Source organism: Bradyrhizobium niftali, from assembly GCF_004571025.1.
Taxonomy (GTDB): Bacteria; Pseudomonadota; Alphaproteobacteria; order Rhizobiales; family Xanthobacteraceae; genus Bradyrhizobium; species Bradyrhizobium niftali.
Genome location: NZ_SPQT01000004.1, coordinates 1 through 24,243, shown reverse-complemented (window position 1 = coordinate 24,243; position 24,243 = coordinate 1). Strand labels below are relative to the sequence as shown.

The following is a 24,243-nucleotide window of genomic DNA, read 5'->3' as shown; positions in this document are numbered from 1 at the left end:
ACTCGCAAAAATCAGGAATCGGCGAGCATCTTGCGCAACTGCTTGGTGGCAGGCGTGACGATCGCGACGAAATAGGCTTCGCGCAGCCGCCGCTGCGCGCGGTGGCTCCTGAGGTAGCCGCGCGCGCCACAATGCAGCATCGCCGCATGCGCCGCCGCGACGCTGGCCTCGCCGGCGCGCAAGCGGAGCGCGATCACCTTGCGCCAGTAGGTTTCCTCCTCGTTGTAGGGGTCGCGCGCCAGCGCCATGGTCTCCGCCTCCAGCTCTGCGGCGAGGTCGCGGAAATGCACCGGCTGCTGCGGCAAATAGCGGTTGACGTGGCCGAGGGGACCCCCGACCTCGTCCATGATGTTGATGCAGTCCCTGATCACGCCAAGTGCCATGCCGGCCTGGAGCAGGATGAAGCCGGCGCGGATCTTCTTGACGAACGGACCGGCGGGATCGGCGAGGATCAGATCATCCGGCACGAACACGTCGCGGAACTGCACGCCATAGGTGCCGGTGCCGTCCATGGCGAGGAACGGCTTGCACGGCGTGAGCGTGATCGCGGGATCGGAGCAGTCGGCCAGGAACATCACGAGCCCCGGCTCATCCTCGCGCTCGAAGATGGTGCCGAAATAATGATCGGGCCCGAGATTGGAGACCCAGGGCAGCGCGCCGCGCACGATGTAGCCGCCCTCGACCTTCCGCCCTTTCAGCTTGAGCTTCTCGATGCCGAAAAAGCTCTTCATCGGGTTGGAGAGCCCGGTGCCGCCGAGCACGCGGCCGGTCGAGAACGCATCGCCAAAGCGCTTTGCCAGCTTCATATTGGTGGAGTTGGCGGCGTACCAGACCAGCGTGTTCTGGCACCAGGCCATGAACGCCGTGGCGCCGCAGACCTCGCCGATCGCTGCCATCGCCTGGATCGCGCAGCGTAAATCGGCGGGACCTTCATGCGGCATGTGACTGCCCCAGGCACCGACCTCGCCGAACTTGCGCAGCACCTCGGCCGGATAGACCGAGCCGTCGTCGATGCCGGCGGCGAGCGGCGCAAGCTGCTCGCGCGCGATCCGCGCCACCTCGCCTGCAATGGACGGTGCGGGCTGATCCAAAATGTCGGCCCGTGATAAAGCCAGTGAACCCATGATCGTCTCCCGCACCTTGTCCTGTTGCCGTCAGCCTAGATGCCGACCTCGAGATTGACCGGGCGGGTGAAGGTGTTGGCGACCGGCGACCATTTCTTCACATGGGCGACCAGCGCGTTGATCTCGTCCTGCGAGATGCCTTCGCACTCCATGTCGACCTTGACGCGCACGTCGGTGAAGCCGACCGGCTTGTCGGAGACATCGCCGGTACCCCACACGGCCGTGATGTTGAGGTCGCCTTCGAGCTCGAGCTCGAGCTTGTTGACGATCCAGCCGCGATGCACGGCGTTGGCGTGCAGGCCGACCGCAAGGCAGGAGCCGAGCGCGGCGAGCGAGGCTTCCGACGGATTGGGCGCGGTATCGTCACCCAGAAGGCCCGGCGGCTCGTCGACGATGTAGGGCGGCAGGTTGCGGATGTAGTTGGCGTGGCGAAACTTGCCTTCCGCGACCGTCTTGCACTTCAAGGTCTTGACGACCTTCGGATTGGCCTTGCCGCTCGCGATCAATTGCTCGAGCCCATTCTTGTCGATGGGCGCGAGGCAACCCGTCAGCACTGTCTTTTGAACGACGGCAGTCATCAGTTTTCTCCCTGGCAGCCGAGGAAATCGGCAGGATACCGAACGGTCTGTTTCCTTGCATGGAGCGTGCCACAGACGGCCAAAAGCAAATTGCGAAGCATTGGAGCCGCTTAGCGATCGCTGCCTGCGGATTGATCAGCGGCCGCTTGCCCAAAGGCGATGCAGATGGGGTGCGCTTTGCGAATCTTTTCAGCGCGGAACAGATGCGGCTTGCTGATGCGGCGCGGCTGCGGGTAAGTTTGGACTCATGGCAAAGACGTCATCGAAGAAGACATCCAATTCGCCCCACGCCGGTGCTGGCGAGGACGAGTCCGCGCGCGGGCGCCTCTTGAGCGCCGCGACGCATCTGTTCTGCAAGAACGGCATCAACGCCACCGGCATCGACGCGATCATCGAGGAAGCCGGCACGGCGAAGACCACCCTTTACAAATTGTTCGGCTCCAAGACCAATCTCGTCAACGCGGTGCTGGAGAGCGAAGGCAAGCAGTGGCGCGAATGGTTCATCGGCGCCATGGAGCAAGGCGGCGGCGACGCGCAGGCGAAACTGACGCGCATCTTCCCGGCGCTGAAGAGCTGGTTCGCGGAGGAGCGCTTCTACGGCTGCCCCTTCATCAACGCCGTCGGCGAGCACGACAAGGACGCCAAGCAGTTCCGCAACATCGCGCTGAAGCACAAGAAGATCGTGCTCGGCCACATCGAGAAGCTCGCCGGCGAGCTCGGATCGAGCGAGCCGGCAGTGCTCGCGCACCAGCTTGGCCTCATCATCGACGGCGCGATCGTCGCCGCGATGATCTCGCGCGACCCGGGCGTGGCGGATACGGCCGCGCTCACGGCAGGCCCCCTGCTCAGCCAGTCCAAGACGAAGAAGAAGCGCGCGGCGGATCAGCTCGAGGCGGTGTGAACGCTGTGATCTTGTAGCCCGCATGGAGCGGAGCGGAATGCGGGGACACTGTCCCGGATTGCGCTTCGCTCCATCCGGGCTACGAAGATTTCGTAGGGTGGGCAAAGGCGCGTCGCGCCGTGCCCACCATAATCTCTCAGCCGCGTCGAACGACATGGTGGGCACGCTTTCGCTTTGCCCACCCTACGAAGTGCGCTTCCGCAACCCCTCCATAAATCCCCTGATCGCCTCCAGCACCGGCCCCCGATCGCCGGCAAAGAACCAGTGATCGTTGCCGTCCAACTCGACGAATTCCGCGCCCTTGATCCGGCTCGCCATGTCGCGGCCGGCCGCGATCCGCACCGCCTGGTCACCCCGCCGGTGCAGCACCAGCGTCGGCACGGCGATCTGCGCCAGAAGGTGTCGTACGTCGGCATCGCGAAACGCCTCGAGCACGGCGGAGATGCCGCCGGGGCTGGAGGCCGCGCGCAATAGCCCGGCCCACCAGGCGCGCGCCTGCGGATCACCGGCAAGGCTCGGCGCGAAGGTCTCGATTCCGACCGGGCCGCCCCATTGCGCGACGAGATGCTGGCGCCAGGCGTCATACTGGCTGGCGCGCAGCGCGTGCGGATAGTCCGGTGACCAGCAGCCCTTCGCCAGCGCGCCGAACAGGATGAGGCCGGCCACCAGGCGCTGTTCATCGACCGCGAATCTGATGCAGGCCGGCCCGCATTCGGACGCGCCAAACAGCACGACGCGGCGCGCATTCGCCGCGCGCAGGACTGTGCCGATATCTTCCGCGGTGACGTCGATGCCGGGGGCAGATCCGACCCGGTCGGACAGCCCGATGCCGCGGCGATCGAACACGATCAGCCGCCCGAGCTTCATCAACGACGCCAGAAACGTCCGGCTCGCGGGATGCTCCCAGGCGCGCTCCACATGCGACACGAAGCCGGGCATGACCAGGATATCGAGCGGGCCGCTGCCATAGGTCTGATATGCGAGGTGTACGCCCACGCCCTTGACGTAGCGCGTCGCCGGAACGTCAAGCGACCCCGCCGCAGGGCTCATCAGCGCCTCGGTCTCGGCTTCCGGCGCGACCCCGAGTTCGTCGCGCAGCCGCTCTGTCAGCGCGGCGTGGTGCCGCTCAGCCGCGCTTCGGTCGCCGGCCAGCAGCAGGCTGCGGATCAGATGCCGGCCATACACCTCGCTCAGCGGATCGAGCTCGACCAGACGTCCCGCATGCGCGGTCGCGGCAAAATGCTCGCCGGCGGCATTCTTGTCCTGCACCAGACGCTCCAGCGCGTGCATGAGCCGTCCCCGCAGCGCCTCACAGCGGAAGAATGCCCATTCGTCGAATTCGGAACAGTCGTCCAGCGCGAAGCCGGCCAGGAAGTCACTCCGGTAAATCTGGCAGGCCTGCTCAAAGTCGCCGCGGTCGCAGGCGTCCTCGAACAGATGCGTGTCGACCTTCAACTCGAGCGCCGGAGACCATCGCACGCTGCTGCGGTCAGTCTCGAAAACCGCCTGGCCGAGCGTCTGCTCGATGCGATGAAGCAGCCGCCGCAAGCGCGCACGGCCGGTCTCGCCGGGGCTCTCCGGCCACAGCAGCGTGGCCACGACGTCCCGCGCCACAGCGCCCTTGGCCTCCGCTAGATAGACCAGCAGCGCAAGCCCTTTGCGTAAGGCCAGCTTGATCGGGCGGTCGTCGGCATGGACCTCGGGGAACCCGAATGTTCCCAGCGAGAAGGCCGTCATGGAAATCCTCCCTCCCCGGCCGGGGGACGCACAGGGGACGGTCCAGCGATAACAGTCGGGTCAGATCGAGCCGGCTCGCCAGCGAGCGATTGAGGCTCCTGCATGCGGCACTGCCGCCACCAGCACAATAGGAAAAAACATGTTCGCGCGTCTCCCGATCCTGCTCTACGCCATCGTGAGCTATGCCGTGTTCACGGTCTCATTTCTCTACGCGCTCGGTTTCGTCGGCAATTATGTCGTGCCCAAGTCGATCGACAAGTCGATCGACGTCGGCAGCCCCACGAATGTGAGCGAGGCCATCCTCGTCAACCTTCTGCTGATGAGCCTGTTTGCCATCCAGCACAGCGTCATGGCGCGGCCGGCCTTCAAGCGATGGTGGGGCAAATTCCTTCCCGTCGCCTGCCAGCGCAGCACCTATGTGTTGCTCTCCAGCCTGATCCTCCTGCTGCTGTTCTGGCAGTGGCGTCCGATCCCGACGCCGATCTGGCAAACGAGCGGAATCGCGGCCTGGCTGCTGATCGTGGTGCATTGGCTCGGCTGGCTGATCGCGTTTGCCTCGACCCACATGATCGATCATTTCGATCTGTTCGGACTGCGTCAGGCTTTCGTCGCATTCCGCGGGACCGAGATATCGGGTCAGTCCTTCAGGACGCCGCTGCTCTACAAGATCGTGCGGCATCCGCTCATGCTGGGATTCCTGCTTGCGTTCTGGGCGACGCCTGCGATGACCGCCGGCCATTTGCTGTTCGCGATCGCGAACACGGCCTACATCCTGCTCGCCTTGCAGTTCGAGGAGCGGGATCTGATCGCCGAGTTCGGCGCGACCTACGAGGACTATCGCCGCCGCGTTCCCATGCTGGTGCCGCGCCTTTTCGGCCGCCGCCGGGGGGACGATCGGCCGTCGCCTCGACCCGTTGGAGCGCCCAGATGAAAGCGGTTCTGTGCAGCTCGTTCACCGGCCCTGCGGATCTGCGCCTCGGTGAGATCGACGAGCCGAGGCCCGCCGCCGACGAGATCCTCATCGACGTCCACGCTGCGTCTGTGAGCTTCATGGACCAGTTGATGGTCTCGGGCCTCTACCAGATGCGGCCGCCGACGCCCTTCGTGCCCGGCACGGAAGCATCCGGCATCGTCGTCGCGGTCGGCGACGAGGTGACGACATTCGCCCCCGGCGATCGCGTCGCGTGCAGCAGCTGGACCGGCGGCTACGCCGAACGGATGACCGCCAAGGAATCGAAGAGCGTGCGTCTGCCCGATGGCGTCGCGTTCGCGGCAGCGGCGACGGTCCTGCACAATTACGGCACGGCCTATTACGCGCTGGTCGAGCGCGCACGGGCGCGACGCGGCGAAACCATGTTCGTCACCGGCGCTGCCGGCGGCGTTGGGCTCGCCGCCGTCGACCTCGGCCGCCATCTCGGCCTGCACGTCGTCGCCGGGATCGGCTCCGACGACAGGGCCGCCCTGGTGCGTGGTTATGGGGCCAGCGACGTCGTCAACTATCGCAGCGAAGACCTGCGCGACCGGATCAAGTCGATCACATCGGGAAACGGCATCGATGTCGGCTTCGACAATGTCGGTGGCGCGGTCTTCGAGCAGCTGGCGCGGCTGATGAAGTGGGGCGGACGGCTGATGCCGATCGGCTTCACCAGCGGCGAGATTCCACAGCTCCCCATGAACCTGCCGCTGCTGAAGAACTATTCCATCATCGGCGTCTTCGCCGGCGCCTGGGCGGAGAGGTTTTCCGCGGAGGCCGCGCGCATGAACGACAAGCTGATGCGATTGCTGGCCGACGGACAGATCCGCCCGCACATCGATCGCATCCTCCCTTTGGAGGAGGCTGGCGACGCCATGCGCGCCGTGGCCAATCGCACGGTTCAGGGACGAATTGTCCTCAAGATCAGGTAGAGTGCGCCGACGAGGAAGCGAGAACAAAACCGATGACCCGGATCATCATCGACCAGCGCTATTGCGGTCCCCCGAACTCCGGCAACGGCGGTTATGTCTGCGGCCGGCTGGCCCGGCACATTCCCGGGGCTGCGGAGGTGACGCTGCGCGCACCGCCGCCGCTGGACACACCGCTAGACGCGGTCGCGATCGACGACGGCACATGGGAGCTTCGCGACGGTGCCAAAATCGTCGCGATCGGGCGAGCGGCAAGCGTCGAGCTTGCGCGTATCGAGACCGCCAGCTTCGAGGAGGCAACCGCCGCCGAATTGCTGACGCCGGTCAAGCCGCACGAGCATCCGCTGCCGACATGTTTCGTCTGCGGTCCTGCAAGGGCCAAGGGAGACGGCCTGCGCATTTTCGCCGGACCGCTCGGGCGTCACGCGCGGAACGCCGTTCTCGCGGCGAGCTGGACGCCCGATGCGAATCTGGCCGCCGAGGACGGCCTGATCGCCAGCGAATTTCTCTGGTCGGCGCTCGATTGTCCCACCGGCTATGCCTGCAACTACAATCAGGAGAGCGACAGCTTCGACCAGGCCCCGCTCCTGCTCGGACGAATGTCAGCGCGGATCGAAGCGCGGCCGCGCCCCGGCGACCGCTGCGTCATCACGGCCTGGCCCACCGGCCGCGACGGCCGCAAACGCACCGCCGAAGCCGCCGCGCATGATGAAGCCGGCAGGCTGCTCGCCGTGGCGCGGGCGACATGGATTGCGGTGGAGCGCGAGGTACAACTCGGGCGTGGATGATGGGCCGGATCTCGTAGGGTGGGCAAAGGCGCGTAGCGCCGTGCCCACCATTTCTATCTCGACTTTACTGATCGCATGGTGAGCACGCTTCCGCCGTCGCTCTTCGAGCTACGGCGGACAAGTTGCTTTGCCGACCCTACGAGACGACGAGGCTATTCCTGACAGCAATCAGCGGCTCGCTCGCAGCGCGCCAAGCTCGACGTCTGCGGCCGGCTTCTCGATAAAGGTCTTCGGGCAATCGGCTGCAGCCTGCTCGAACAGCTTCAATGCCTCGTCCCTGGAGCCGCTCTGAAGTGCGCGCTCTGCAATATAGAAATTCGCCTCGCAGACCTGCCCCTTTCTCTTCACCGGGTCGGCGTCGTCGGCCGCGCTGAGCACTTGCTCCGGCGTCATCGTGCCAAGGAAGAGATTGACGATCGGCGCCGGCCATTTCGTCGCGTCGAGCTGCTTTGCAGCCTCGCTCAGCTGGCTCGGCTGGTCACTGCGCCTTGCAACAATTTCGCGCCATAACACCGGATAGGCGCTCTTTGGATCGAGCTGTATCGCCTGGTCCAGGTCGCTCAACGAGTTGCCGAGCGAAGCGCTCTGCCAATAGACCCTCGCACGATGAAAGTAGGCGCGGGCATCCCGGGGATCGAGCTGCACGAGTTGATCGTAGTCCGCCAGCGAGCGGCCGAAGTCCCCCTTGGCCTTGTACGCGTTGGCGCGGAGTCCGATGGCAACCTTGTCCCTGGGATCGAGACGGATTGCCTCGTCATAGTCCGCGATAGCAAAATCAATGTCTCCTCTTGCAGAGTACGCAGTTCCCCGAGCGCGGAATGCAGGACCGTCCCCCCAGCCGAGCGCAGTCGCCCCACCATCGGCAGACGCTGAAACGGGATCGGCGACTTGACCTTCAATCTGACGAGTCTCATCGCCTGGGCTTGCCCGATCTCGGTGGGCCAGCTGAATGGCCTGGGTGAAATCGGCAATGGCACGGTCGTAGTCGCCTTTTCGAGCATAGGCGACACCCCGGCAGAGGTAGACAGCTCGGCCCCGCGGGTTGAGCTCGATGATCCGGTCATAATCGGCGAACGCGCGGGAGAACTCGTCCAATTGAAGGAAGGATTCTGCGCGAAAGTAATAAAATTCCTGGCTCTTCGGCTTGATCTGCATGGTTTGATCGAGTTCGGCCAATGCGAGTTCTTTGTTGCCCCTGGCAAAGTAGACCCGACCGCGACACAGCTGGCCACCGCCGGTTTGCGGGCTGAGCTCGACCGCTCGGTCACAGTCAGCCATGGCACGATCCAGGTCGCCCTTGCGGATGGAAGCGAGGCCTCGGTCGACACGCGCTATGACATTGTCCGGATGGATCAGGAGGGCTTGATCATAGTCGGCGATGGCGCGGACCATATCTCCTTTGGCTTGGTAGATTCGGGCACGTCCCAAACGGGCGTAGACAGCCTTGGGATCAAGCTCGATGACCTTGTCGTAGTCGGCAAGCGCAGCGTCGGTTTGTCGCCTCTCGGCTTGCACAAAAGCTCTCTGAAGACGGGCGTTCAGATTGCCCGGATCGCGTTCGATGATCAGGTTGTAGTCCGCGATCGCAAGGCCGGCCTCACCTTTCTGGCGGTAAAGCATGGCACGGCGAAAGTACGCAGCAGTCACGCTTTGCTGCATGGCCGTCGCCGCCTGAATGATCGCGGTGCAGCCGGCGATGCGGTCATCGAGCGTGATGTTGCCGAGCGCGTTGCACTTCGCGGCCAAGGGCATTTCCGCACGCGCAGGCGATAATTCGAGCAAGGTCGTCAGCGCCAGCGCACCTACACCTGCTGCCGCACAAACGAGTGCGCGGCCGGTCATTCCAAACATGCAGTCCCCAACTCAATTCCCGGGACCATGTTAGCAACCAACGACGCTTCTGCACAGCTCTTGGTTGCGGGTTTGGGGACGGCGGCTCTCTCTGGCCCAACGCTTAAGTCGATTCCGCCACCATCCCCTGCAGCCGCACCAGCTCCGCCTCGAGATCGCGCTCCACATCCGCGGCCCGGATCTCCAGCACCCGATAGTCCCGCGCCTCGAGCCACGTCCGTCGGCCCGCGCGGTCCGCCGCGATCGTCTCGCCCTCGCCGGGGTTGACCAGCTCGATCGCGATCCGGTGCGGGAACGAGACGAAGTCCGGGATGTGCCGGCCGACCGGGGTCTGGCGCTTGAACCCACCTGCGAAGCGGCGGTCGCGGGTCAGCGCCTGCCAGAGCAGTCGCTCGGCATCGGTCGGGTTGCGGCGGAGCAGGCGGGCGAGCCCGCGCACCGTCGAGCTGCTGTCGGGGACACCGCCGCCCTGCCCGTGCTCGGCCAAGAGCGCGCGCAGGCGCGTGGCCTGCTCACCGTCGAGCACGCCGCCCTTGGCCGGACCCTTGCGCCCCTCCGCGATCGCCATGACGACTCCATGGAGGGTGTGCATGTCCTGCTTGGTCGGCTCCATCCGGCTGAAGATGTTGCGCAGGTTGACCAGCATGGTGTCGCGCTTCTCGGCCGGGCGGAGGAATTCGACCCGGTCGAGCTCGCGCACGAGGTTGTCGAAGAAGGCCTGCATCTGGTGCTGCGAGGCGCGCTCGGAGCGCTCGGGCATGGCGTGCGGCAGCTCGCCGGAGGTCGCCCGCTTGAACCATTCATAGCCGACCAGCAGCACGGCCTGGGCAAGGTTGAGCGAGGCAAAGCCCGGATTGACCGGGAAGGTGATGATGCGGTTGGAGAGCCCGACCTCCTCGTTGGTCAGCCCCCAGCGCTCGCGGCCGAACAGGATACCGGCCTTGCCCCCTATGGCGACGTGCCCCGAGATCTCGGCGGCGGCAGCTTCCGGCCCCACCACCGGCTTGGCCTGGTCATGGGGGCGTGCGGTGGTGGCGAACAGCAGGTCGAGATCGGCGACGGCCTCTTCGACCGTGCCAAACAATTCGACCTTTTCCAGAATGTAGTCGGCACCGGCCGCGGCGCGCTGGGCGGCGATGTTGGGCCAGCCGTCGCGGGGGTTGACGATGCGCAACCGGCTCAGGGCGAAGTTGCCCATGGCGCGCGCGGCCATGCCGATGTTTTCACCAAGCTGCGGCTCGACCAGGATCACGATGGGACCGTCGAGGGAAAGACCCGCCTTGCTCTTGTCAGTCCCCGACATCTCGTTTCGCTTTCACTCTTCGTCTCAAGGCCTTGGCAAGGCGCTCTCAGGAATTGATTCAAGCCCGCCGCCAGCCGGCGCGGCCTTGTGTGCCTGTCGTTTGCCTGTCCTGACAAAATTCTCAAGGGAAATAACGACTTGGATTCAACTTTTAAATCTCTTCTGAAGCCTCAGGCCGGCCCCGCCGGCGGGCCGCTCCCCGCCCCCATCTGCGGAAGCTGGATGGGCTAAAAGTGCATAATCCCTTGGCTTTCGCCCGCCGCGCGGCGGTGCTAAGAGGCGGCGGATATTCCCGTGGCGCGCCAATAGCGCCGTTCCCAAGAGGCTTCCCCGATCATGGCAAAAATCAAGGTATCCAATCCCGTCGTCGAACTCGATGGCGACGAGATGACCCGGATCATCTGGCAGTACATCAAGGACAAGCTGATCAACCCGTTCCTGGATGTCGAGCTGATGTATTTCGACCTGGGGATGGAGTACCGCGACCACACCAACGATCAGGTCACCATCGACGCCGCCGAAGCCATCAAGAAGGTCGGCGTCGGCGTCAAGTGCGCCACCATCACCCCGGACGAGGCCCGGGTGAAGGAGTTCAACCTCAAGCAGATGTGGAAGTCGCCGAACGGCACCATCCGCAACATCCTCGGCGGCGTGATCTTCCGCGAGCCGATCATCTGCAAGAACGTGCCGCGCCTGGTTCCCGGCTGGACCAAGCCGATCATCATCGGCCGCCACGCCTATGGCGACCAGTACCGCGCCACCGATTTCAAGTTCCCGGGCAAGGGCACCCTGTCGATGAAGTTCGTCGGCGAGGACGGCACCGTGATCGAGAAGGAAGTGTTCAAGGCGCCCGGCGCCGGCGTCGCCATGGAGATGTACAATCTCGACGACTCCATCATCGACTTCGCCCGCGCCTCGCTGAACTACGGCCTGCTGCGCAACTACCCGGTCTATCTCTCGACCAAGAACACGATCCTGAAGGTCTATGACGGCCGCTTCAAGGACATCTTCCAGGACATCTACGACCGCGAGTTCAAGAAGGAATTCGAGGCCAAGGGGCTGACCTACGAGCACCGCCTGATCGACGACATGGTGGCCTCGGCGCTGAAGTGGTCCGGCGGCTATGTCTGGGCCTGCAAGAACTACGACGGCGACGTGCAGTCCGACACGGTCGCGCAGGGCTACGGCTCGCTCGGCCTGATGACCTCGGTCCTCCTCACCCCGGACGGCAAGACGGTGGAAGCCGAAGCCGCCCACGGCACGGTGACCCGCCACTACCGCGAGCACCAGAAGGGCAAGGAGACCTCGACCAACTCGATCGCGTCGATCTTCGCCTGGACCCGTGGCCTCGCCCACCGCGCCAAGCTCGACAACAATGCCGAGCTCGCCAAGTTCGCGAACACGCTGGAGAAGGTCTGCGTCGACACCGTCGAGGAAGGCTACATGACCAAGGACCTCGCGCTGCTGGTCGGCGCCGACCAGCGCTGGCTCTCGACCACCGGCTTCCTCGACAAGGTCGCGGAGAACCTCACGAAGGCGTTGGCGGCCTGAGCCGTCCGCAATTTCGCCCGACTGGGCCGGACATCATCACGGGCCGCGTCTTTGAGCGCGGCCCGTTTCTTTTTTTGAAACCCTTTGCGGAGACCTCCATGTTCATCAAGCTTGCCGCCCCCGCCCTGTTGCTCGCGGCCCTGATCGGACCGGCCGGGGCTGCGGAGCCGCTCCCCGAGGCCATCGCGGCGCCGGGCGAGACGGTCGTGCTCAGCGTCCACGCCGAGGGTGCGCAGGTCTACGAGTGCAAGGCCGGCGCTGAGGGCAAGCTCGCCTGGGCCTTCCGCGAACCGGTCGCGACGCTGCTCTCCGAGGGCAAGACGATCGGGCGGCACTATGCCGGCCCGAACTGGGAGCACGCCGACGGCAGCGCCGTCGTCGGCAAGGCCATCGGCAACGCGCCGGGTGCCACCGCCGCCGATATCCCCTGGCTGAAGCTGGAGGTCGCCTCCCGCCGCGGCAGCGGCGTCCTGACACCGGTCACCACCGTCCAGCGCATCAACACCCATGGCGGCAAGCTCGACGGTGCATGCGAGAAGGCCGGCGAGTTCAAGAGCGTGCCTTACTCGGCCGACTACGTTTTCCTGAAGAAAGGCTGACCGCTCAGCGGCCCTCCTTCTCCGCCTGCGCCAGTTCGGCCGCGGCGAGATCGCCGGTCTCCTCCAGCCGCGCTTTCGCAGTCTGGTGGACGTGGGCGGCCAGCGTCGGCATGCGCGCGATCAGGGCGTGGAAATCCTGGGCGTCGAGCACGAGCAGCCGGGTCTTGCGCGTCGCGGTCACCGTGCCGCTGCGTTTTGTCTTATGCAGCAGCGCGATCTCGCCGAAGAAGGTGCCGTCGGCGAGCCGTACCTGCTGGCTCGGCAGCGCGATCTCGACCTCGCCAGCGGTGATGAAATACATCGACGAGGCGGCATCGCCCCGCCGCACCAGGATCTCGCCCTGCTCGATGGTTCGTGCACGGAGCAGCCGCATGATGTCGGCGATCTCCGAGGCCGAAAGATGCGAGAACAGCGGCACCCGTGCCAGCATGCCCCAGGTGACGACAAAATCGCGCCGCTTCACCTCCTCGGCAAAGGCGGTCGAGATGATCGCAACCGGCAGCGCGATCATGGCAAAGCCCGCGATGATCGTGAAGACGGAGATGAACTTGCCGAGCGCCGTCACCGGCACGACGTCGCCATAGCCGACGGTGCCGAGCGTCACGATCGCCCACCACATCGCCTGCGGAATGGTGCCGAGCTTGTCCGGCTGCACGTCGCGCTCGATGGCGTAGAGCAGCGAGGCGAAGGTCAAGACCGCGCCGATCAGGATGACGATGCAGCCGATCAGCGCGCGCCGCTCCGCATGCACGGCGGCGAGCAGCGAGCGCATCGCCGGCGAATAGCGGATCAGCTTGAAGAACGGCAGCACGCCGAGGGCAGCCAGCGTCGCATGCCGGCCGGCGGCGAGCACGATCGCGGCGGGCAGGAACGCCATGAGGTCGATGATGCCGAGCGCGGAGAAGGCGTAGCCGAGCCGGTCGGACAGCGCGGACGCCTCGCGCTGGGTGTGTCCGGCGACCGTCCACAGCCGCGCGGCATATTCCAGCGCGAACACGATCACGGCGAAGATCTTGATCGCCGAGAACAGCGCGCCGAACTGCGCGTCCAGATCCGGCACCGAGGCGAGGATCATCGCGACCACGTCGAGCACGATGACGCCGATGATCAGCTGGATGAAGCGCGACCCGACCGAATAGGCCAGCGGATCGTGCTCCAGCAGTTCGTAGAGGCGATCCCTCAAATTGGGATCGCGAAGCCCACGTCCTCGCGGAACGGGGGGCATGGTGTTTACGCGCCCGCCATCGCTTTTTCGATCGCCGCAAGCGCCTCGGGCGCCTTGGCGCCATCGGGACCGCCGGCCTGCGCCATGTCGGGCCGGCCGCCGCCGCCCTTGCCGCCGAGCGCCTCGGAGGCGACGCGCACCAGGTTCACGGCATTGAAGCGCGCGGTGAGGTCCGCGGTGACGCCGACCACGATTCCGGCCTTGCCGTCCTCGGTGACGCCGACGATGGCGACCACGCCGGAGCCGATCTGCTTCTTGCCGTCGTCCGCAAGGCTCTTGAGATCCTTCATCTCGATGCCCTCGACCGCACGCGCCATCAGCTTGACATCGCCGACCTCACGCACGCCTACGGCTGCGCCGTTCCCGACGGATGTACCGCCGCCCATCGCGAGCTTCTTGCGGGCGTCGGAGAGCTCGCGCTCGAGCTTCTTGCGCTCCTCCATCAGCGCGGTGATGCGCGCCGGCACGTCGTCGATCGAGGTGCGCAGCTCGTTCGCCGCGGTCTTCGCCAGCGCCATGGTGTCGTTGGCGTGCTTGCGCGCATAATTGCCGGTCAGCGCCTCGATGCGGCGCACGCCCGAGGCGACCGCGCTCTCGCCGGTCAGCGTGATCAGGCCGATATCGCCGGTGCGCCGCACATGGGTGCCGCCGCAAAGCTCGACCGACCAGCCGAGCGCGTTGGTGCCGCGCTCCCGCGCGGTCCGGCCCATCGAGACGACGCGGACCTCGTCGCCGTATTTCTCGCCGAACAGCGCGCGCGCGCCGGCCTCGCGGGCCTCGTCCACGCCCATGACGCGGGTCGTGACCTCGTCGTTCTCCAGCACCACGTCGTTGGCGATGTCCTCGACGCGGGCCAGCTCCTCCGCCGTGATCGGCTTCGGATGCACGAAGTCGAAACGCAGACGATCCGGCGCGACCATCGAGCCGCGCTGGGCGATGTGATCGCCCAGCACCTGGCGCAACGCCTCGTGGATGAGGTGCGTCGCCGAATGGTGCGCGCGGATCGAGGAGCGCCTGCCGTGATCGACCTCGAGCTGAAGCGCGGTGCCGAGCTTCAGCTCGCCGCTCTCCACGGTGCCGACGTGAACGAAGAGATCGCCGAGCTTCTTCTGCGTGTCGGTGACGCGGAACTTGATGCCGCCCTCCCCGAGCAGCACGCCGGTGTCGCCGACCTGGCCGCCGGACTCCGCGTAAAACGGCGTCTGGTTCAGCACCAGCGCGCCGGTCTCGCCGGCCTTGAGGCTCGTGGCTTCCTGGCCGTCCTTCACCAGCGCGGACACCACGCCTTCGGCGCTCTCGGTCTCATAGCCAAGGAATTCGGTGGCCCCGAGCTTTTCACGCAGCGGGAACCAGATCGCTTCGGAAGCCGCCTCGCCCGAGCCCTTCCAGGACTCGCGCGCCTTGGCCTTCTGGCGCTCCATCGCATCGGTGAAGGCGGACTGGTCCACGCCGATGCCGCGCGACTTCAGCGCGTCCTGCGTCAGGTCCAGCGGGAAGCCGTAGGTGTCGTAGAGCGTGAAGGCGACGTCGCCGTCGAACATGTCGCCCTTCTTCAACGAAGCGCTCTTCTCGTCGAGGATGGCAAGGCCCCGCACCAGCGTCTTGCGGAAGCGGGTCTCTTCCAGCCGCAGCGTTTCCTCGATCAGATTTTCCGCGCGCATCAGTTCGGGATAGGCCTGGCCCATCTCGCGGACCAGCGCCCAGACCAGGCGATGCATCAGCGGCTCTTTCGCGCCGAGAAGCTGCGCATGGCGCATCGCGCGGCGCATGATCCGGCGCAGCACATAGCCGCGGCCTTCATTGGAGGGCAGCACGCCGTCGGAGACGAGGAAGGCCGAGGAGCGCAAATGGTCGGCGATGACGCGGAACGAGGCCACGGTCTGCTCGTTCGGCCCGCTGCCGAGCGCGGAGGCGGTCGCGTCGATCAGGTGACGGAACAGATCGGTCTCGAACACGCTGTCCACGCCCTGCATGATGCAGGCCATGCGCTCCAGGCCCATGCCGGTGTCGATCGAGGGACGCGGCAGATCCACGCGCTCCTCCTTCGTCACCTGCTCGTACTGCATGAACACCAGATTCCAGAATTCGAGGAAGCGGTCGCCGTCCTCCTCAGGAGAACCGGGAGGGCCACCCCAGATATGGTCACCGCGATCGATAAAAATCTCCGAGCACGGGCCGCACGGGCCGGTGTCGCCCATCGCCCAGAAATTGTCCGAGGTCGGGATGCGGATGATGCGGTCGTCGGAGAAGCCGGCGATCTTCTTCCAGAGCCCATGCGCCTCGTCGTCGGTGTGGTAGACCGTGACGAGCAGCTTGTCCTTCTTCAGCCCAAAGTCCTTGGTGATGAGCGTCCAGGCCAGCTCGATCGCGCGCTCCTTGAAATAGTCGCCGAACGAGAAATTGCCGAGCATCTCGAAGAAGGTGAGATGGCGCGCGGTGTAGCCGACATTGTCGAGGTCGTTGTGCTTGCCGCCGGCGCGCACGCATTTCTGCGAGGTGGTGGCGCGCTGATAGGGCCGCTTCTCGACTCCGGTGAAGACGTTCTTGAACTGCACCATGCCGGCATTGGTGAACATCAACGTCGGATCGTTGCGCGGCACCAATGGCGAGGACGGCACGATCTCGTGGCCGTTCTCGGCAAAGAAGTTCAGAAAGGTCGACCTGATCTCGTTGACGCCGCTCATGTTCATCCAATCGGGTGTGTTCGGACCCGCGACCGCCGTCCAAACCGGAAATTAAGGCTGATATCTGCGGGCCAAAGCGCTTTTAGACAAGGCCAGCTTCGCTGTCCAGAAACTGTGCAGAGAGATCAGAGGGTTGCCGCAGGCGCTCAATCCCGTTGCAATCCCGTTGAAAGGCGCAATCCCCGCGTTGACAGGCTTGGCTGCCCTGTGGTCTCTACCCATCTGTATCGTACGGCCACGTCGGGAGAGACCGGCTTTGGTGCCGGCGCCGAAGGAGCAACCGCCCCGGAAACTCTCAGGCAAAAGGACCGCGTGGCTTTGACAGCATCTGGAAAGAGGCGCCGACGGGCTTGAGGCCCGGACTGCGTCCGCCGACGGGATAATACTCTCAGGCACAGCGACAGATGGGGCTTCGACTGGTTGGCTCGGGGAATCGTCCCCGGGGAACCGCCGAGGGCCCCTGTGATGCTTGCACCCGACCAAGACTCCCTGAAACGTACGCCCCTCCACGACCTACATGTATCCCTCGGCGGCAAGATGGTGCCGTTCGCGGGCTATGACATGCCCGTGCAGTACCCCGCGGGCGTGCTGAAGGAACATCTCCATACCCGCACCTCCGCCGGCCTGTTCGACGTCTCCCACATGGGCCAGATCGCGCTGCGGCCGAAATCCGGCAAGGTCGAGGACGCCGCCCGCGCGCTGGAACGGCTGGTGCCGCAGGACATCGTGGCGATTGCGCCGGGCCGGCAGCGCTACGCCCAGTTCACCAATGCCGATGGCGGCATTCTCGACGACCTGATGGTCGCCAATTTCGGCGATCACCTGTTCCTGGTCGTCAACGCCGCCTGCAAGGCCGAGGACGAGGCGCATCTGCGCGCGCATCTGTCCGACGACTGCGTCATCGATTCGCTGGCCGACCGGGCCCTGGTCGCGGTGCAGGGTCCGAAGGCCGAATCCGCGCTGGCGAAATTCTGTGCAGAGGCGCCTGCCATGAAGTTCATGGACGCCGGCCCGCACAAGGTCGCCGGTCTCGACTGCTTCGTCTCGCGCTCCGGCTACACCGGCGAGGACGGGTTCGAGATTTCGGTTCCGGCCGCGGACGCCGAGCGTCTGGCAAAAACGCTGCTGGAAAACCCTGACGTGCTGCCGATCGGCCTCGGCGCCCGCGACAGCCTGCGGCTGGAAGCCGGGCTCTGCCTCTACGGCCACGACATCGACACCGCCACCACGCCGGTCGAGGCCGCGCTGGAATGGTCGGTGCAGAAGAGCCGTCGCATTGGCGGCGCCCGCGCCGGTGGTTTCCCCGGCGCCGAGAAGATCCTCGCCCATTTCGATCAGGGTGCCGGCCGCCGCCGCGTCGGCCTGCGCGCGGAAGGCCGCGCGCCGGTGCGCGAGGGCGCGCTGCTGTTTGCGGATGCGACATCCGCCGCGCCGATCGGAACGGTCACATCGGGCGGCTTCGGCCCGAGCCTGAACGCGCCGGTCGCGATGGGCTACGTGCCCACCGCACTGGGCGCGCTCGGCACCAGCCTCTTCGCCGAGGTGCGCGGCCAGCGACTGCCGCTCACGGTCGCCGCCATGCCCTTCGTGAAAAACACCTACAAACGCTGAGGACTTCAGAATGACCACGACGCTGTACACCTCCGACCATGAATGGCTCGCCATCGAGGGCGATGTCGCCACCGTCGGCATCACAGACTACGCGCAGCAGCAGCTCGGCGACGTCGTGTTCGTCGAACTGCCCAAGCTCGGCCGCGTGCTGAAGAAGGCGGAAGCCGCCGCCGTGGTGGAATCGGTGAAGGCCGCCTCCGACGTCTACGCGCCTGTGACGGGCGAAGTGCTCGAGACCAACGCCGCGCTGGCCGCCGAGCCGGCGCTGGTGAACACGGATGCGCAAGGCGCCGCCTGGTTCTTCAAGATCAAGATTGCCGACAAGAGCGAACTCGGCGGCCTCATGGATGAAGCCGCCTACAAGGCCCACACGGCGTGAGATGAAGCGAACTCCGACCTCACATTCGGTGTCATCCCCCGCGCAGGCGGGTGATCCAGTACGCCGCGGCTTCCCGGTTCAAGCCGTGACGCCTGCGTTTACTGGATGCCCCGCCCCAGTGCGCAAGTGCGCACAAGGCGGGGCATGACAGCGACAGATGACCTAAAGCGAGGACCCATGATGACCGCGCACCGCAAATCCAACGGCGACACCACCAATTTCGCCCGCCGCCACATCGGCCCGTCGGCGCGCGACGTCGCCGCGATGCTGGAGGCCGTCAACGCCAGGAGCGTCGATGCGCTGATGGCGGAGACGCTGCCGGCCTCGATCCGGCAGGCCGCCCCGCTCGATCTCGGCAAGCCGCTCAGCGAGACCGAGGCGATCGCGCATATGGGCGAGCTCGCTGCCCAAAACCAGGTCTTCACCTCGCTGATCGGCCAGGGCTATTCGGGCACGATCCTGCCCGCGGTGATCCAGCGCAACATCCTGGAGAACCCGGCCTGGTACACCGCTTACACGCCGTACCAGCCCGAGATCAGCCAGGGCCGGCTGGAGGCGCTGTTCAACTTCCAGACCATGATCTGCGACCTCACCGGCCTCGACGTCGCCAACGCCTCGCTGCTCGACGAGGCGACCGCGGCAGCCGAAGCGATGGCGCTGGCGGAGCGGCACTCGCGGGTCGAAGCGAAGGCCTTCTTCGTCGACAAGGACGTGCATCCGCAGACGCTTGCGGTGATGCGCACCCGCGCCGAGCCGCTCGGCTGGAAGCTGATCGTCGGCGATCCTCTCACCGAGCTCGACAGCGCCGACGTGCTCGGCGCGCTGCTTCAATATCCCGGCAGTTCGGGCGCAGTGCGCGACCTCAGGCCCGCAATCGCGACGCTGAAGGCCAAGGGCGCACTCGCGATCGTTGCCGCCGACCTGCTGGCGCTGACGCTGCTCGCCTCGCCCGGCGAGCTCGGGGCCGACATCGCGATCGGCTCGGCGCAGCGCTTCGGCGTGCCGATGGGCTATGGCGGGCCGCACGCGGCCTACATGGCGGTGCGCGATGCGCTGAAGCGCTCGCTGCCCGGCCGCATCGTCGGCCTCTCCGTGGATTCGCGCGGGATGCCGGCCTACCGCCTCGCGCTGCAGACCCGCGAGCAGCACATCCGCCGCGAGAAGGCGACCTCCAACATCTGCACCGCGCAGGTGCTGCTCGCCGTGATCGCCGCGATGTATGCGGTCTATCACGGCCCCGAAGGCCTTGCGCAGATCGCGCGCCAGGTGCATCGCCGCGCTGCCGTGCTCGCGAGCGGCCTGCGCAAGCTCGGCTTTGCGCCGAACTGCGAAAACTTCTTCGACACGCTCAGCGTCGATGCCGGCGCCAAACGCGCCGAGATCGTCGCGCGCTCGGCTGCCGAGAAGATCAATCTCGGCGTTGGTGAGGCGGCTTTGCGCATCGCGCTCGACGAGACCACCACGCCCGCGACCGTCGAGGCGGTCTGGCGCGCCTTCGGCGGCCAGCTTGCTTACGCCGAGATCGACGCCACCACGCGCGACGCGCTGCCGGAGGCGCTGAAGCGCACGACCGCGTTCCTCACCCATCCGGTGTTCCATGCGCATCGCTCGGAGACCGAGATGCTGCGCTACATGCGCAAGCTCAGCGACCGCGACCTCGCGCTCGACCGCGCCATGATCCCGCTCGGCTCCTGCACCATGAAGCTGAACGCGACCACCGAGATGATGCCGCTGACCTGGCCGGAATTCGGCTCCCTGCACCCGTTCGCCCCGCGCGAGCAGGCCAGGGGCTATCACGCGCTGTTCGCGCGGCTGGAGAAGTGGCTGTGCGACATCACCGGCTATGACGCGATCTCGCTGCAGCCGAATTCCGGCGCGCAGGGCGAATATGCCGGGCTTCTGGCGATCCGCGCCTATCACGCCGCGCGCGGCGAGACCCACCGCAAGATCTGCCTGATCCCCTCCTCCGCCCACGGCACCAACCCGGCCTCGGCCGCGATGGTCGGCATGGACGTGGTGGTGGTCGCCTGCGAGAAGAACGGCGACGTCGACGTCAACGATCTCCGCGCCAAGGCCGACAAGCACGCGAATGACCTCGCCGCAGTGATGATCACCTATCCCTCGACCCACGGCGTGTTCGAGGAGCACATCCGCGAGATCTGCGACATCGTCCACGGCCATGGCGGCCAGGTGTATCTGGACGGTGCCAACCTGAACGCGCAGGTCGGTCTGTCACGGCCCGGCGATTACGGCGCCGACGTCAGCCATCTCAATCTGCACAAGACCTTCTGCATCCCGCACGGCGGCGGCGGCCCGGGCATGGGCCCGATCGGCGTCAAGGCGCATCTTGCGCCGTTCCTGCCGGGCCATCCCGCAACGCAGACGGATGCACCGGTCGGCCCGGTCTCGGCCGCGCCGTTCGGCTCGGCCTCGATCCTGACCATCTCCTACATCTACATCCTGATGATGGGCGGAGAAGGTTTGAAGCGCGCCACCGAGATCGCGATCCTCAACGCCAACTACATTGCAGCAAGGCTCGATGCGCATTTCCCGGTGCTCTACAAGAACGAGAAGGGCCGCGTCGCGCATGAGTGCATCGTCGACCCCCGCGCCCTCAAGACGACCAGCGGCGTCACCGTCGACGACATCGCCAAGCGCCTGATCGACTACGGCTTCCACGCGCCGACCATGAGCTTCCCGGTCCCGGGCACGCTGATGATCGAGCCGACCGAATCGGAATCCAAGGCGGAGCTGGATCGCTTCTGCGACGCGATGATCGCGATCCGCAAGGAAATCGCCGAGGTCGAGGCCGGCCGCTTCAAGATCGAGGCGTCACCGCTGCGTCACGCCCCGCACACCGTGCACGACATCGCGGACGATGCGTGGAATCGCGCCTACACGCGTGCCGAGGGCTGCTTCCCCGACGGCGTCTCGCGCACCGACAAATACTGGTGCCCGGTCGGCCGCGTCGACAACGTTTATGGCGACCGCAACCTCGTGTGCTCCTGCCCGCCGGTGAGCGATTACGCGGAAGCCGCGGAGTAATGGATTCGTAGGGTGGGTTAGCGGGCGGCTGCGCGAAGCGCAGTCCGCTGGGCTAACCCACCCTACAATCCGGATTCAAGGCGCCGCCAGCGAACGGCTTTGCGGATTCCAACGCCAAAGCCGTTCGTTGGTCAGAAGCGTGCCGCCCCACCAGCGCCGGATCGGATTGTGGCTGCGGAAATTGTCCCGGCCTGCAAGCACCGCCTTGCCGAAGTCGGTCAGCAACAGCCGGCTCCGGCGAAAAGCGGCGTTGCGGCCGCGCGCATCGTGCGGAGCGAGCGTCGCGAGCTTGGAATCGAGGCCGCCGACCGCCGGCATCGGACCGGACGCGAGCCCTTCAAGCAAAGGGCCCAGCTCCCACTGGTCGAACACACGTGTTTCAAGCAGCCCGCCCGGCTGAAACAGCTCCTTGGTACGGTTGTGCCCCTTCGCGATCAGTTCGAGCAGCCGCGCTTCCGTCGCACCCAATCCAGTTGTCGGCGACGGCAGTTCGGCCAACAATTGCTCCAGGGCCGGCTTCAGGAAGGGTAGCCCGGGGAAATCCCTGCTCAGGAGCCCGAAACAGAGCTCAGGCGTTGGCGCGCGGTAGGCCTCCCAGGCCATGCGGGCAACCTCGAAGTCGCGCTCCGTCACATCGAGCGCCCGCACGGTACGCTCGCGAAGCCCGGCGACGTCTGCGCCGAGCAAATCGAAATCGACGAGTCGCAATTTCAGGCGTTCGGCCATGTAGGGTTCGGCGCGGAGATAATCGAGGATCCAGATCAACTGCAATTGATTGTTCGGGCTGGGATCAAACCACAGCTCGATAAGCTCGACACCGTAAATCTCGCAGAACCGGACCAACGCAACATTCTTGTGTGCGAGACCGGTTTGAGGCGACCGGCTAACGAGGTCGGCCCAGATCACTTCCGGAATACCGGGATTGAGGCGTCCGTCGAGAAATTCATCAAGATGGTGCGACGTGGGCAATGGCCCCGACACGAACCGAAAGATGAGCGGGACAACCATGTCGGCGCGATCGGCGTAGGTGAGACCGACGCCGGACGAACTGGTCAGGATCATACGCTTCATCGCGAACGCCCACCCCCACGCAAAACGAAACGGGCGCCGAAGACGTCGGCAACTCAACGTCCTCAGCGCCCGCTCCTCGCGAAAAACTTTCCGCGTTAAACCTACTCTTCCGTCGGCTCCTCGCCGTCGGCGTCACGCTCCGGTGTGCCGGCCAGGATCTGCTCGGCGATCAGGCCGGAGTTCTGGCGGATCGCGGTCTCGATCTTGGCGGTGATGTCTGGGTTGGCCTTCAAAAACGCCTTCGAGTTCTCGCGGCCCTGGCCGAGGCGCTGGCTGTCATAGGAGAACCAGGCGCCGGATTTCTCGACGATGCCGGCCTTGACGCCGAGATCGAGGATCTCGCCCATCTTGGAAACGCCCTCGCCGTACATGATGTCGAACTCGACCTGCTTGAAGGGCGGCGCCAGCTTGTTCTTCACCACCTTGACGCGCGTGGTGTTGCCGACGACTTCGTCGCGCTCCTTGATCGCGCCGATGCGGCGGATATCGAGGCGGACGGAGGCGTAGAACTTGAGCGCGTTGCCGCCGGTGGTGGTCTCCGGTGAGCCATACATCACACCGATCTTCATGCGGATCTGGTTGATGAAGATCACCATGGTGTGGGACTTGTTGATGGACGCCGTCAGCTTGCGCAGCGCCTGGCTCATCAACCGCGCCTGGAGGCCCGGCAGCGATTCGCCCATCTCGCCCTCGAGCTCGGCCTTCGGCACCAAGGCCGCGACCGAATCGACCACCAGAACGTCCACCGCACCCGAGCGCACCAGCGTGTCGCAGATCTCTAGCGCCTGCTCGCCGGTGTCCGGCTGCGAAATCAGCAGCTCGTCGATGTTGACCCCGAGCTTCCTCGCATAGACCGGGTCGAGCGCGTGCTCGGCGTCGATGAAGGCGCAGATGCCGCCCTTCTTCTGCGCTTCCGCCACCGTGTGCAGCGCCAGCGTGGTCTTACCCGAGGATTCCGGCCCGTAGATTTCCACGACGCGCCCCTTCGGCAGGCCGCCGATCCCGAGCGCAATGTCGAGCCCGAGGGAACCGGAGGACACCGCCTCGACGTCCATCGACCGGTCGTTCTTGCCCAGCTTCATCACCGAACCCTTGCCGAACTGGCGCTCGATCTGGGAGAGCGCGGCGGCCAGAGCTTTACTCTTGTCCATGGAAGATCCTTCGACGATACGCAGGGCAGTTGCGGACATTGGGTCGTGCTCCTTATGGCGAGGATTCGCTAGGGGGACAAACGATTGGCGAGGCGGGCCGGCGATAAAAGCAATGTACCCCATTTGTTCCAAGTTCGCAATATGTTCTTTTGCGGATTTTGGCGCTGGCCTGCTTTAACCCCTAGTGGCCTAAGTTGAATTTCGAAGTGGCCTGTTTTTGTTCGCGAACTGCCACAACCTGTTCATGCGTGTTTAGGATTAACTCGTTGTGGGTGTAGCGAATAAAGGCCGGGGCGTTCCGCCAAGAGAACACCTTGGGGAACAATCGGCTTGGCGGCGCGTTTGCTCGCACCTCCAGCCGAAAGGTGCCCCCCCGACTGCTGGTGGAAAACCCGCCAGACGGGTTGGCGGCCCCCTCTTGGGGCCGTTTAAAATTCAAGAACAAAGGCCGCCTCATGTGTGGATGGCCCCCGTCTTGCAAGAATTATTTTCGTGATGAGCAGTGGTCGCTTGCAGTCATGTGTCCGGCCTTTGTGCGCGGTCGTACCTAACCGCTGGCCTTGATGGATTCCGCGGATCGAGGCCTTATCAGTTGGCCGGGTTCGAACGCCACTGAGGCGGTCAGGTTTCTCTCGATGCGTCGGGTGACCGACTCTGCCATCACGTGTTTTCACTCTCGCAAGCTGGCGGCACGCTCCTTAGCGGGTCATGCCGCCAATGCTGCGTTGCGGTAGGTGTCCTGT

Annotated in this window: 18 protein-coding genes and 1 riboswitch; of the genes, 9 read left to right on the top strand and 9 right to left on the bottom strand. The window is 65.4% G+C overall.

The features are described from left to right. Positions 1–11: 11 nt before the first annotated feature. Both E4K65_RS10770 and E4K65_RS10765 read right to left on the bottom strand, forming a co-directional pair. Positions 12–1,124 carry an acyl-CoA dehydrogenase family protein gene (locus tag E4K65_RS10770; protein ID WP_167770714.1) on the bottom strand — a complete coding sequence of 371 codons (1,113 nt, stop codon included), beginning with the start codon at positions 1,122–1,124 and terminating at the stop codon, positions 12–14. A 35-nt stretch (positions 1,125–1,159) separates the two neighbouring features. Beyond that, the gene (locus tag E4K65_RS10765) at positions 1,160–1,702 is read right to left on the bottom strand and encodes an OsmC family protein (protein WP_092191689.1); all 543 of its coding nucleotides are present in this window, start codon (positions 1,700–1,702) and stop codon (positions 1,160–1,162) included. Between the two features lie 247 nt (positions 1,703–1,949). Between E4K65_RS10765 and E4K65_RS10760 the strand changes: the two genes are divergently transcribed. Next, positions 1,950–2,603: a TetR/AcrR family transcriptional regulator gene (locus E4K65_RS10760; RefSeq protein ID WP_135174144.1), complete on the top strand. Its 654-nt coding sequence runs from the start codon at positions 1,950–1,952 to the stop codon at positions 2,601–2,603. A gap of 183 nt (positions 2,604–2,786) precedes the next feature. Here the strand turns inward: E4K65_RS10760 and E4K65_RS10755 are convergent, their stop codons facing one another. Further along, positions 2,787–4,340 carry a bifunctional AfsR/SARP family transcriptional regulator/alpha/beta hydrolase gene (locus E4K65_RS10755; RefSeq protein ID WP_135174143.1) on the bottom strand — a complete coding sequence of 518 codons (1,554 nt, stop codon included), beginning with the start codon at positions 4,338–4,340 and terminating at the stop codon, positions 2,787–2,789. A gap of 139 nt (positions 4,341–4,479) precedes the next feature. On the opposite strand from E4K65_RS10755, the gene mddA reads away from it, so the two are divergent. The 3 genes from mddA to E4K65_RS10740 are packed head-to-tail and all read left to right on the top strand — an operon-like array spanning position 4,480 to position 7,030. Continuing rightward, positions 4,480–5,271 carry a methanethiol S-methyltransferase gene (mddA, locus tag E4K65_RS10750; protein ID WP_135174142.1) on the top strand — a complete coding sequence of 264 codons (792 nt, stop codon included), beginning with the start codon at positions 4,480–4,482 and terminating at the stop codon, positions 5,269–5,271. Further along, positions 5,268–6,245, top strand: coding sequence for an NADPH:quinone oxidoreductase family protein (locus E4K65_RS10745; RefSeq protein WP_135174141.1), 978 nt, complete (start codon positions 5,268–5,270; stop codon positions 6,243–6,245). Before mddA ends, E4K65_RS10745 begins: the two co-directional genes overlap by 4 nt. A 32-nt stretch (positions 6,246–6,277) precedes the next feature. Next, positions 6,278–7,030 (top strand): PaaI family thioesterase, encoded by a 753-nt coding sequence (locus tag E4K65_RS10740; RefSeq protein WP_135174140.1) that lies wholly within the window; start codon positions 6,278–6,280, stop codon positions 7,028–7,030. 168 nt (positions 7,031–7,198) lie between these two features. Here E4K65_RS10740 and E4K65_RS10735 read toward each other — a convergent pair whose 3' ends face one another. Both E4K65_RS10735 and E4K65_RS10730 read right to left on the bottom strand, forming a co-directional pair. Continuing rightward, on the bottom strand, positions 7,199–8,881 hold the full coding sequence (locus E4K65_RS10735; RefSeq protein ID WP_235885577.1) for a tetratricopeptide repeat protein: 1,683 nt from the start codon (positions 8,879–8,881) through the stop codon (positions 7,199–7,201). 103 nt (positions 8,882–8,984) lie between these two features. Continuing rightward, positions 8,985–10,184 carry a TrmJ/YjtD family RNA methyltransferase gene (locus E4K65_RS10730; protein ID WP_135174139.1) on the bottom strand — a complete coding sequence of 400 codons (1,200 nt, stop codon included), beginning with the start codon at positions 10,182–10,184 and terminating at the stop codon, positions 8,985–8,987. 336 nt (positions 10,185–10,520) lie between these two features. Between E4K65_RS10730 and E4K65_RS10725 the strand changes: the two genes are divergently transcribed. Together E4K65_RS10725 and E4K65_RS10720 are read left to right on the top strand one after the other, a co-directional pair. Then, a complete protein-coding gene (locus E4K65_RS10725; protein WP_135174138.1) occupies positions 10,521–11,735 on the top strand; it encodes an NADP-dependent isocitrate dehydrogenase in 1,215 nt (404 codons plus the stop codon). A 98-nt stretch (positions 11,736–11,833) separates the two neighbouring features. Then, a complete protein-coding gene (locus E4K65_RS10720; protein ID WP_135174137.1) occupies positions 11,834–12,334 on the top strand; it encodes a DUF3455 domain-containing protein in 501 nt (166 codons plus the stop codon). Between the two features lie 4 nt (positions 12,335–12,338). On the opposite strand, the gene E4K65_RS10715 is transcribed toward E4K65_RS10720, so the two are convergent. After that, positions 12,339–13,559 (bottom strand): cyclic nucleotide-gated ion channel, encoded by a 1,221-nt coding sequence (locus E4K65_RS10715; protein ID WP_135174136.1) that lies wholly within the window; start codon positions 13,557–13,559, stop codon positions 12,339–12,341. A 5-nt stretch (positions 13,560–13,564) separates the two neighbouring features. Next, the gene (alaS, locus tag E4K65_RS10710) at positions 13,565–16,243 is read right to left on the bottom strand and encodes an alanine--tRNA ligase (protein WP_167770713.1); all 2,679 of its coding nucleotides are present in this window, start codon (positions 16,241–16,243) and stop codon (positions 13,565–13,567) included. 231 nt (positions 16,244–16,474) lie between these two features. After that, a riboswitch (glycine riboswitch) is annotated at positions 16,475–16,563 on the top strand. A 145-nt stretch (positions 16,564–16,708) separates the two neighbouring features. Between alaS and gcvT the strand changes: the two genes are divergently transcribed. The 3 genes from gcvT (at position 16,709) to gcvP (ending at position 21,278) form a co-directional block, all read left to right on the top strand. Continuing rightward, positions 16,709–17,854, top strand: coding sequence for a glycine cleavage system aminomethyltransferase GcvT (gcvT, locus tag E4K65_RS10705; protein ID WP_167770712.1), 1,146 nt, complete (start codon positions 16,709–16,711; stop codon positions 17,852–17,854). 10 nt (positions 17,855–17,864) lie between these two features. Continuing rightward, on the top strand, positions 17,865–18,233 hold the full coding sequence (gene gcvH, locus E4K65_RS10700) for a glycine cleavage system protein GcvH (RefSeq protein WP_027548617.1): 369 nt from the start codon (positions 17,865–17,867) through the stop codon (positions 18,231–18,233). 180 nt (positions 18,234–18,413) lie between these two features. Beyond that, a complete protein-coding gene (gcvP, locus tag E4K65_RS10695; protein WP_167770743.1) occupies positions 18,414–21,278 on the top strand; it encodes an aminomethyl-transferring glycine dehydrogenase in 2,865 nt (954 codons plus the stop codon). Positions 21,279–21,353: 75 nt separating this feature from the next. Here the strand turns inward: gcvP and E4K65_RS10690 are convergent, their stop codons facing one another. Further along, positions 21,354–22,349 (bottom strand): hypothetical protein, encoded by a 996-nt coding sequence (locus E4K65_RS10690; RefSeq protein WP_135174132.1) that lies wholly within the window; start codon positions 22,347–22,349, stop codon positions 21,354–21,356. Between the two features lie 101 nt (positions 22,350–22,450). Then, complete coding sequence (recA, locus tag E4K65_RS10685) at positions 22,451–23,539, bottom strand: recombinase RecA (protein ID WP_027548614.1); 1,089 nt, start codon at positions 23,537–23,539, stop codon at positions 22,451–22,453. Positions 23,540–24,243: the final 704 nt, after the last annotated feature.

Coding starts and splice junctions, on each gene's coding strand:
- alaS (WP_167770713.1), bottom strand. CDS start 16,243: ATGAGCGGCGTCAACGAGATCAGGTCGACCTTTCTGAACTTCTTTGCC.
- mddA (WP_135174142.1), top strand. CDS start 4,480: ATGTTCGCGCGTCTCCCGATCCTGCTCTACGCCATCGTGAGCTATGCC.
- E4K65_RS10745 (WP_135174141.1), top strand. CDS start 5,268: ATGAAAGCGGTTCTGTGCAGCTCGTTCACCGGCCCTGCGGATCTGCGC.
- E4K65_RS10725 (WP_135174138.1), top strand. CDS start 10,521: ATGGCAAAAATCAAGGTATCCAATCCCGTCGTCGAACTCGATGGCGAC.
- E4K65_RS10720 (WP_135174137.1), top strand. CDS start 11,834: ATGTTCATCAAGCTTGCCGCCCCCGCCCTGTTGCTCGCGGCCCTGATC.
- E4K65_RS10755 (WP_135174143.1), bottom strand. CDS start 4,340: ATGACGGCCTTCTCGCTGGGAACATTCGGGTTCCCCGAGGTCCATGCC.
- recA (WP_027548614.1), bottom strand. CDS start 23,539: ATGTCCGCAACTGCCCTGCGTATCGTCGAAGGATCTTCCATGGACAAG.
- gcvT (WP_167770712.1), top strand. CDS start 16,709: ATGCTTGCACCCGACCAAGACTCCCTGAAACGTACGCCCCTCCACGAC.
- E4K65_RS10770 (WP_167770714.1), bottom strand. CDS start 1,124: ATGGGTTCACTGGCTTTATCACGGGCCGACATTTTGGATCAGCCCGCA.
- E4K65_RS10740 (WP_135174140.1), top strand. CDS start 6,278: ATGACCCGGATCATCATCGACCAGCGCTATTGCGGTCCCCCGAACTCC.
- gcvP (WP_167770743.1), top strand. CDS start 18,414: ATGACCGCGCACCGCAAATCCAACGGCGACACCACCAATTTCGCCCGC.
- gcvH (WP_027548617.1), top strand. CDS start 17,865: ATGACCACGACGCTGTACACCTCCGACCATGAATGGCTCGCCATCGAG.
- E4K65_RS10690 (WP_135174132.1), bottom strand. CDS start 22,349: ATGAAGCGTATGATCCTGACCAGTTCGTCCGGCGTCGGTCTCACCTAC.
- E4K65_RS10765 (WP_092191689.1), bottom strand. CDS start 1,702: ATGACTGCCGTCGTTCAAAAGACAGTGCTGACGGGTTGCCTCGCGCCC.
- E4K65_RS10715 (WP_135174136.1), bottom strand. CDS start 13,559: ATGCCCCCCGTTCCGCGAGGACGTGGGCTTCGCGATCCCAATTTGAGG.
- E4K65_RS10730 (WP_135174139.1), bottom strand. CDS start 10,184: ATGTCGGGGACTGACAAGAGCAAGGCGGGTCTTTCCCTCGACGGTCCC.
- E4K65_RS10735 (WP_235885577.1), bottom strand. CDS start 8,881: ATGTTTGGAATGACCGGCCGCGCACTCGTTTGTGCGGCAGCAGGTGTA.
- E4K65_RS10760 (WP_135174144.1), top strand. CDS start 1,950: ATGGCAAAGACGTCATCGAAGAAGACATCCAATTCGCCCCACGCCGGT.